Below are 7,348 nucleotides of genomic sequence, written 5' to 3'. Positions count from 1 at the left end.
GGCTCATGCTAGGAGACCCAGCCCCAAGGGAGGGTGAGGTTCTTTTAGGAACGCCGCGTAGCAACGAGGCAGAAGGGAAGCTAAGAGTCGGGACGGCTCGCGTCACGGACTCCGTCTTACGTGGTTATGTTGATGCAGCGCTGACTCGTGGGCAGAAGGGTGGGGAAGGGAATCCTCTCTCCGAAAGCGCCCTCCCAAAGGCGTTTCTGGCAACGCGCTTCCTCACTGCTCAGGATCGCGAGACAGGGGGGCCGAAGACCGAAACACTGCGGCTTGTGCGCGTGGTGCCTGCAGGAGCGCAGCTTCAGGCACGGCTCACGGTGCGCGGGAATCTCAAGGACACAGAGCGCGAGCTATTTGCACTGCTCTGCGATCTGACCCGCCACGCGGGCCTTGATCGCAACCGGGGCTTGGGGCATATCAAGCTCTCGGTGACATGGGAGGCGGAGAAGGCACTGCCAAAACTGCCGTCTGCCCCTAAAACGGCCAGCACAACATGTTTTCTGCCCCTGCGCCTCATGCTCATGGAGCCAGCTTTGCTGACCTCCTCCGAGCTGGATGTCAACTCACGGATCAGCCGCGAGTACATCCCCGGAAGTGCTGTCCGTGGGGCGGTTGCGGCACTCCTGGAAGCCAGTGGTGCTGATGACTCGCTCCTGCACAGCCTTCTGGCTTCAGGAAGTGTACGCTGGCTTAATGCGTACCCCGCTCGGCAAGGGAAGCGAGGGCTACCTGTTCCGATCACCGCTCGGCGCGACAAAGACGCGACCAGACCGGAGGACTCTGAGGCAAGGCCAGCCGATGAGATCGAGCGACTTTTGAGTGATACGCCTGAGCCCCAAACAGGGGATAGCCAGCGCACGCCGCTGGGCGCGAACTTCCTGGCATGGGATGAGCATCTCCAGCGCTGGGGAACCGCGAAGTCCGAAAAGATTGCCCATACGCACCAGACGCGGGATCGTGAGACGGGGGTCACGCGAAAAGACGGCCCGGCGACGGTCTATGTTTACGAGGCGCTGGCGGAGGATCAGGAGTTTATCGGTGGAATCGCGCTTCCTGAGGGAGACACGGCGCTCGAAGCGGCGCTGGGGGCACTGCTCCAGCAAGGGCCGCTCTTTCTAGGTCGGTCCAGCAAGTCGCAGTACGGCGGCCTGCCAAACGTGGAAGTGGGCAAGGCAAGTGCCTGTGAGCCGGGTGTGCCCGAGCCACAAGGACTCTCGAAAGACGAAGCGTTTGTCGTGCGGCTGACCTCGGATGTCTTGGTGCGAAACAAGCACGGCCAGCACGATCCCTATGCCCTCGCTGAAGTGCTGACAGAGCGTTTTGTCGGGAAGGCCACCGTGACCAATATCGGAGTGAAAGTGGCAACCGCACGGGGCTACTCCCGCCTCTGGCGCAATGAGTATCCCGGCGTTCCCGCCGCTGCGATGGGGAGTGTCGCTCTCTGCATTGCGCAGCAGGACATCTGCCCCGATGAGCTGATCGCACTTCAAGCTAAGCCCCTGGGGGAGCGTGTAGCGGAGGGCTTTGGCTGTTGGGCCATTCTGCCTCTGCCTGAGGAGGGACGGCTGGATATTGCAAAAGAGAAAGACAAGCAAGCCTATCGCGAGCCGTCAAGCCCTGAGCCGGAGCTACTGATCCAGGCACAGCGGCGGCTCTACACACGGCGCCTGAAAGCCCTGCTCGCACAGCATGCGATTGACTTGGCGGGGAAAGCCAGCAACCCACCGCCACCGAGCACCACGCAGCGGCTACGAACTGCGCTTCGTGGTGAGGACTGGGACATGACACTGAAGAAGTGGCTAAGCGGCTCGCGCGAAGAGCGCCTCAAAGAAACCGCGTATAAGAAGCTAGAAAGCTGCCGTCTGGGGGGCAAGAAACTCTCCGTATGGCTGGTGGAACTGCTTGCCAAAGAGGACAACTGGCCTCAGTTTGACTTCGATACACAGGAGCGGCTTCGCTACCGGCTGGTTTCGGAAGCAAAGAGTGTGCAGCTCTGGGCGGAGACAAAGCGCTCGCTGCGGCGGCACTATCTCGACACCTTGTTTAGTGCTCTGGCGAAACGGGCCCAAAAAGAGTTGGAGGAAAGCAAATGAGCGCAGAGAAACGCCGCAAGATTCTTGCTCGCTGGGTGGTTACTGCCCAGCTCACCCTGACATCCGCCTCGCAGATTGGGACAGAGGACTCCGAGAGCGCCGACTCTACGTTTGCACGCGATGCAAAAGGGCAGGTCGTGCTCCCTGGAACCACCTTGGCAGGGGCACTACGAAGCGCCCTCGAAGATCAGCTCGTGGGCTACCGGACAAAAGATTCTGGAGGGGCAGGGAAGCTCTTTGGAGACATGAAGTATCACGAGAGCCCCCTTATGGTCTTCGATGCCGTTGCCGCACCTAAATCTGTTGCCGCCACCATCCGCGATGGGGTACGCATCAAACCCCAGTCTCGCCTAGCTGCTGACGGGCTGAAGTACGACCGGGAGCTTGCCCTTCCGGGGCTGACCTTCCCGATCCGCCTGGAGCTTGCCGTACCGGAGGGGGAGGTATGGGCGAAAGAAGAGGCGCTCCTTACCCAGCTCTGTCTTGCTCTGGAAGCGCTTGCTGGGGGGCATATTCGCTTTGGGGCGCGCAAGAGCCGTGGATTGGGGGAGTGCCGTGTCTCCGCGTGGAAGGCAAAGCGCTATCCGCTTACCACACTGGATGAGTGGCGTGCCTACGCAAAGACCGACCATGAGAACCCACTGGGTAGTGTTGCAGCGCAGCCCACACTTCGAGCTGCGCTGGGGGAGCACTATCCCAACCTCGCAAACCAACCCGACAAGCGGCAGGCACTGCGCCTGGAGTTTGACTGCTCTTTGCCAGGAACCCTCCTCATTCGCACACCGGGTGTCAGGGCCACTGACCCGGACATGGTACACCTCACCGAGCAGGGCAAGCAGCTCCTCAGTGGCACGTCGCTTGCCGGTGCCCTGCGCTCACACTGTGGCCGAATTGCCAAGACCATGGGCTGGAACGATACGCTTGTGCCGTCGCTTTTTGGAACGGCACCCGAAGAGAGTAAGAACGGACTGACAGCCAGCCGCGTGCAGGTCTCGGAGGCAACCCTCTTGGAGAGCGAGGCTCGCAAACAGACCCGTGTGAAGATAGATCGGTTTACGGGAGGAGCACTCGATACCGCCCTCTTTGACCAGCAAGTGGCAACTCGGGGCCAGGTGCAGTTTACGGTCGAGCTCAGGGCACCCGAAAAACCATCCCAAATGGGGCTGCTCTTGCTTGCCGCACGTGACCTAGTCGAGGGGCTTCTTCCCTTGGGTGGGGAGAGCAGTATTGGCCGCGGAGTCCTGAAGGGGCGCGTGACTGCCCACTTCCCTGATGGGGGAGCTCCCCTGACCCTCGCGCACGGCACCCCCTTGGATGCCGCGACGATCACCCGGCTAGACAACTATCTGATTCAGGAGAACGGCAAATGAATCCTTTCGAGTATCTTTCCTGGCTCCTCGGTGGCCCCAAGCCCGCCGATGCCTCTGCGGGACTAACCTATGCCGTGCTACAGGCAACCGACACGCTCGTCTGGGCGGTTCGCGAGGGCGATACCTGGCACCGCACCGACCAGGTGCAAGGCTCCGGGGTTCGTCCCCTACAGGCCGACCGCGTCTTTGAAGCCCGCCTGTTTGGGCCCGAGGAGCAGCTCCTCCTCTGGCGCGAAGGGGATGGGGAGCTGCGGCACTCCCTCCTGCGTGCGACCGAAGGGGAGTGGATTGAGAAACCTCTGAACTTTGTTGGTGCACCCCACCCACTGGGGGGAAGCCCTTTCACGCTTCGTAGCGACGAGGCGGGGCGGGTCACCGTGGTGCCACATGGCAAGGGCGTTCTGACGGCGCATCTGCTCGAAGAAGACCCAGAGACCGACCTGGTACGCATTGCGGCCACACGTTTTGTTAAGATTTTGGATAAGGAGTAGTACGATGCCCTCTGCCATTACCCCCTATAACTTTATTCCGCTTCCCCGAGTGATCCTGCACTCCGAGACCCCGGTAGACTTCGACCAGAGCCACTGGCATGCTGACCGACACACCGGCTGGGTCGAGGTGGAGTACGAAGCGCTAACCCCGATCTTCACCCGCGCCGAGAAAGACACCACGGAGTTCTTCCACCACGGCGATCAAGTCCCTGTTCTGCCCGGCTCCTCGCTTCGGGGCATGGTTCGCGCCGCCTTCGAGATCTTCACCTACAGCCGGATGGAGTTTGTCGCCGACCGGCGCTACTACTACCGCTACTTCGCCGCCAACAAAGCCGAGCTACGGGAAAAGTACAACAAAGCGTTTAACGCCGACACCCACCTGATTGGCGGGCAGCTTATCGAGACGGATGAGGGCTTGGTGCTGCGTGTCTCGAATCGTTTCCCAAAAGGCTTTGCTGCAATCTCGGTAAACGGCAGTGGCATAGGCGATTCTCCCGCACTGTACCAGGCAACTCAAGACTGGTTTCAGACCACGGGAAAGCGTGTGGGGCTCTTGCGCCGCCCTGAGGATGTGAGCCAGCGCTGGTTTGAAGTACCCGAAGTGGAGACCTGTTTTGAGGACGACAACGGAGCGTTTCAGGGCTGGTTGACGGTGCCAGGGCGAACCGTGGGGAAGCAGAAGCGCTCCTACTTCCAAGTGATCGCTGCCCCCGCAGATAACTACACCGATTATGCGGTTCCTCAGGATGTCTACGACGACTACCGCACCTGGGGACAGATGGCGCATGGGAACAAGTTCGACGAGGCCAACGGCCCGAGGCGCGCGGTGCCTCGGCGCATTGTGCCCGGAGAGCCTGCCTACGCTGTCATTAGTGCCCTGGGGTCTAAGACGGTCAGTGCGCTTGGTGCGAACATGATGCTGGCGCTTCGTTATGCAACCAGTGTCCACACCATGCGCGACGAGCAATCCGAGGACTCTGACTCTAAGATGCCCGATATGGCCCAGAGTGTCTTTGGCCGCGTTTCAAGTAGCCGCAACGAAAGCTTCTCGATTCGAGGGCGTGTTTTCTTCGAAGATGCCTTCTGGCAGCGCCCTGATGAGAAAGCCGCTTTGCCGTGGCTGGAGGGGCAACATGGGGTTCGCAATGTCTTGCTGGCAGGCCCCAAGCCCACAGCGATCCAGACCTACCTAATCCAGCGCGACGGGGAGAACCTTCGCCACTGGGACTCGCAAGATGCCTGCCTGCGGGGCCACAAGCGCTACTGGCACCGCTCAACGCAAGCCGCGCTGGGGGAGCTAAAGCTTAGTGCGAAGCAAGGCAGTGAGAAACAGAGTACTGACATTCGCCCCGTGAAGCCTTCGACAAAGTTCCGTGGGCGGGTGCGTTTCGAGAACCTTACCGACCTTGAGCTGGGAGCGCTGCTCTATACCATTAAGCTCTGGCCCGACGCAGCACATAAGTTCGGCATGGGCAAGAACCTGGGGCTAGGATCGCTCAAGACGACTTTGCGCGGAGTTACGTTCCTTGATCCCACGAAGCGCTACGGCTCGTTTTCGGGCAATGGGCAGCGTCCGGGAAGTGAGGCCAAGGGGATTTTTCAGCGGGGGCTAGATCTTGGGTATGCTCTTGCCCAGCGCGAACCAGGGCGCTTCGCCGCCATGACGGCTCTTTTCCGCCTACCGCCTGCGGAGGAGGCAGAGAGAAAGCGCTGGGATGAGCAGACCCGGCAAGTGGAGATCAAGAACCGGGATAATCAGGACAGTGATCGAGCCCATAACAGTGACCAATGGAAGGAGCGCTACCGTCTGTTGCCTGCGGTGCAGGTACATCGCAGCCAGTAGGAAATATATCGTGGCGCGATGAAAATGTTGTTCTCACTCTTCACTTGAGCTAATCTCACCATTCCGTTCGTTTTCGTTCCACAGAGATGGGGCGCTTCCATGCCGAACTGCGACGACTCGCAGGGTTTCGGGAACGTGGTCTCCGTCTCCATCAAGCAGTAGAAAGACGATGTACCAGACACCGACGGAGGAGAGTCGTGAGCGCCTCTAGGTCTCGAACTTAGCGCGGTAGGTGGGACGCGACATCGCAAGGAAAGCATCTTCGTTGGGCGTCGGCGGAAAGCCGTTCGCAATATCTTCGGGAATCTTTCGACAGAGAGCGTCAAGGCACTCTCTGTAAGCCATGCCAAAACGCACAGCGGCATCAGGGTTTAGCTTGTCGAGAATGTCAGACACAATCACTTCAGCTTTGTCTGATTCCTCCCAGGAGAGAGGGAAACTCATGCCGCCTTCTCAGGAGCTAAGGCTGCTGCCTGCCTCTGTCTGAGCTTCTCAAATCTACGGGCCATATTGGTAGGGCCGTCACTGAATCGCCCTGCGTCACTGTCTTCTATACCCTGCCGAATGGCTTCCATATCTTCAGGACTAAACTTATAGTCATCGTCGGCGTACTGATCATCCGAATCTTCACCGTAGGCATCCTCTACTATCTTGGCAACCTTGCGGAGCGCCTCTGGATCATCAGCAACGCGCCGGGCAGTCTCCGGGGAAACCTCAATCGTCATCGTAAGTGAACTCATGATTTAACTCTCTTCTTTTCGTCACCACATTACCAGTGCTGCCGAGTTCAGGCTCCAGTTTCGCATTGCGCTCCTCATCCTGATGCTGCTACTATTCTATCTGTTGATTGGGGAACCTCACACCCGTTTCAACCCTCACCAGAGCCTAGACTTCAGTGCAATTCCTGCTCCCAGTCTTCGGGCGACAAGACACCTCTTGACAAATCCACCGGAATCCACCAGAATCGCGCGTGATGGGGCATGGAATCGCGTTCTGTCAAGCTGCTTGGGGAAGGCTTTCCATGTTCAGGAGCATATTCGCTAGGCGCTCCTTGGAGTCTAAAAGTTCGAAGCAGTCTGGTAGCAAGGGATCATTGGGATGAAGTGCTTGCCAATCAAGACACGCTTGCCGGATCACACCCAGCTCTTCCAGTTCCTCCACACCGCGAAAACTGCGCAAGAGCGACTCGCGCCGTGCAGTTTCCTGGGGAGAGAGACCCAGCTCGCGGGCTTGTTGCTGGCGTGTCAGGGCGTAGTCTTTGGCGTGAGCAAGTATCTCTCCGCCGCTTGTGAAGGAGTCATCCCCTGTCCGTTTCAGGTACGCCGTAATCAGCTTCTCTGTCGTTCTGACTTCTTCCAGGGAGAAGGCGGACTGCATTTTGGCCCATACTTGCTCGCGGGTTAGAATAAGATTCTTAGTCATCGTTTTGTCCCTGATTTTAGGGAAGTGTCTTCTCTCGCATTATAGCCCTGGTTGCCGAAAACTGCCGGATAAAGTTTGCACGCTCAGCGGCGGGTATGCTCTGCGAAAGACCCGCGACAAAGGCCG

7 protein-coding genes are annotated in these 7,348 nt (G+C 59.1%); 4 read left to right on the top strand and 3 right to left on the bottom strand.

The annotated features are described in order from the left end of the window. The 4 genes from ACH2EH_RS26445 to ACH2EH_RS26430 all read left to right on the top strand — a co-directional run. A partial coding sequence (locus tag ACH2EH_RS26445) for a hypothetical protein (RefSeq protein ID WP_395146415.1) occupies positions 1-2,096 on the top strand: 2,096 nt, incomplete at its 5' end. Beyond that, positions 2,093-3,466 carry an RAMP superfamily CRISPR-associated protein gene (locus ACH2EH_RS26440; protein ID WP_395146414.1) on the top strand — a complete coding sequence of 458 codons (1,374 nt, stop codon included), beginning with the start codon at positions 2,093-2,095 and terminating at the stop codon, positions 3,464-3,466. The genes ACH2EH_RS26445 and ACH2EH_RS26440, both read left to right, overlap by 4 nt. After that, positions 3,463-3,957 (top strand): CRISPR-associated protein Csx19, encoded by a 495-nt coding sequence (gene csx19, locus ACH2EH_RS26435; protein WP_395146413.1) that lies wholly within the window; start codon positions 3,463-3,465, stop codon positions 3,955-3,957. Before ACH2EH_RS26440 ends, csx19 begins: the two co-directional genes overlap by 4 nt. A 4-nt stretch (positions 3,958-3,961) precedes the next feature. Next, entirely contained in the window at positions 3,962-5,800 is a 1,839-nt protein-coding gene (locus ACH2EH_RS26430) for a TIGR03986 family CRISPR-associated RAMP protein (protein WP_395146412.1), read from the top strand. Between the two features lie 207 nt (positions 5,801-6,007). Here ACH2EH_RS26430 and ACH2EH_RS26425 read toward each other — a convergent pair whose 3' ends face one another. The 3 genes from ACH2EH_RS26425 to ACH2EH_RS26415 form a co-directional block, all read right to left on the bottom strand. Then, entirely contained in the window at positions 6,008-6,244 is a 237-nt protein-coding gene (locus tag ACH2EH_RS26425; protein WP_395146411.1) for a hypothetical protein, read from the bottom strand. Then, positions 6,241-6,540: a hypothetical protein gene (locus ACH2EH_RS26420; RefSeq protein ID WP_395146410.1), complete on the bottom strand. Its 300-nt coding sequence runs from the start codon at positions 6,538-6,540 to the stop codon at positions 6,241-6,243. The genes ACH2EH_RS26425 and ACH2EH_RS26420 overlap by 4 nt, the downstream gene beginning before the upstream one ends. A gap of 256 nt (positions 6,541-6,796) precedes the next feature. Then, positions 6,797-7,222, bottom strand: a complete 426-nt coding sequence (locus tag ACH2EH_RS26415; protein WP_395146409.1) for a hypothetical protein — start codon at positions 7,220-7,222, stop codon at positions 6,797-6,799. Positions 7,223-7,348: the final 126 nt, after the last annotated feature.

The sequence above is a fragment of the Armatimonas sp. genome, from assembly GCF_043760365.1.
Taxonomy (GTDB): domain Bacteria; phylum Armatimonadota; class Armatimonadia; order Armatimonadales; family Armatimonadaceae; genus Armatimonas.
The sequence above is the reverse complement of the archived record's forward strand: the minus strand, read 5'-3'. Positions and strand labels throughout refer to the sequence as shown.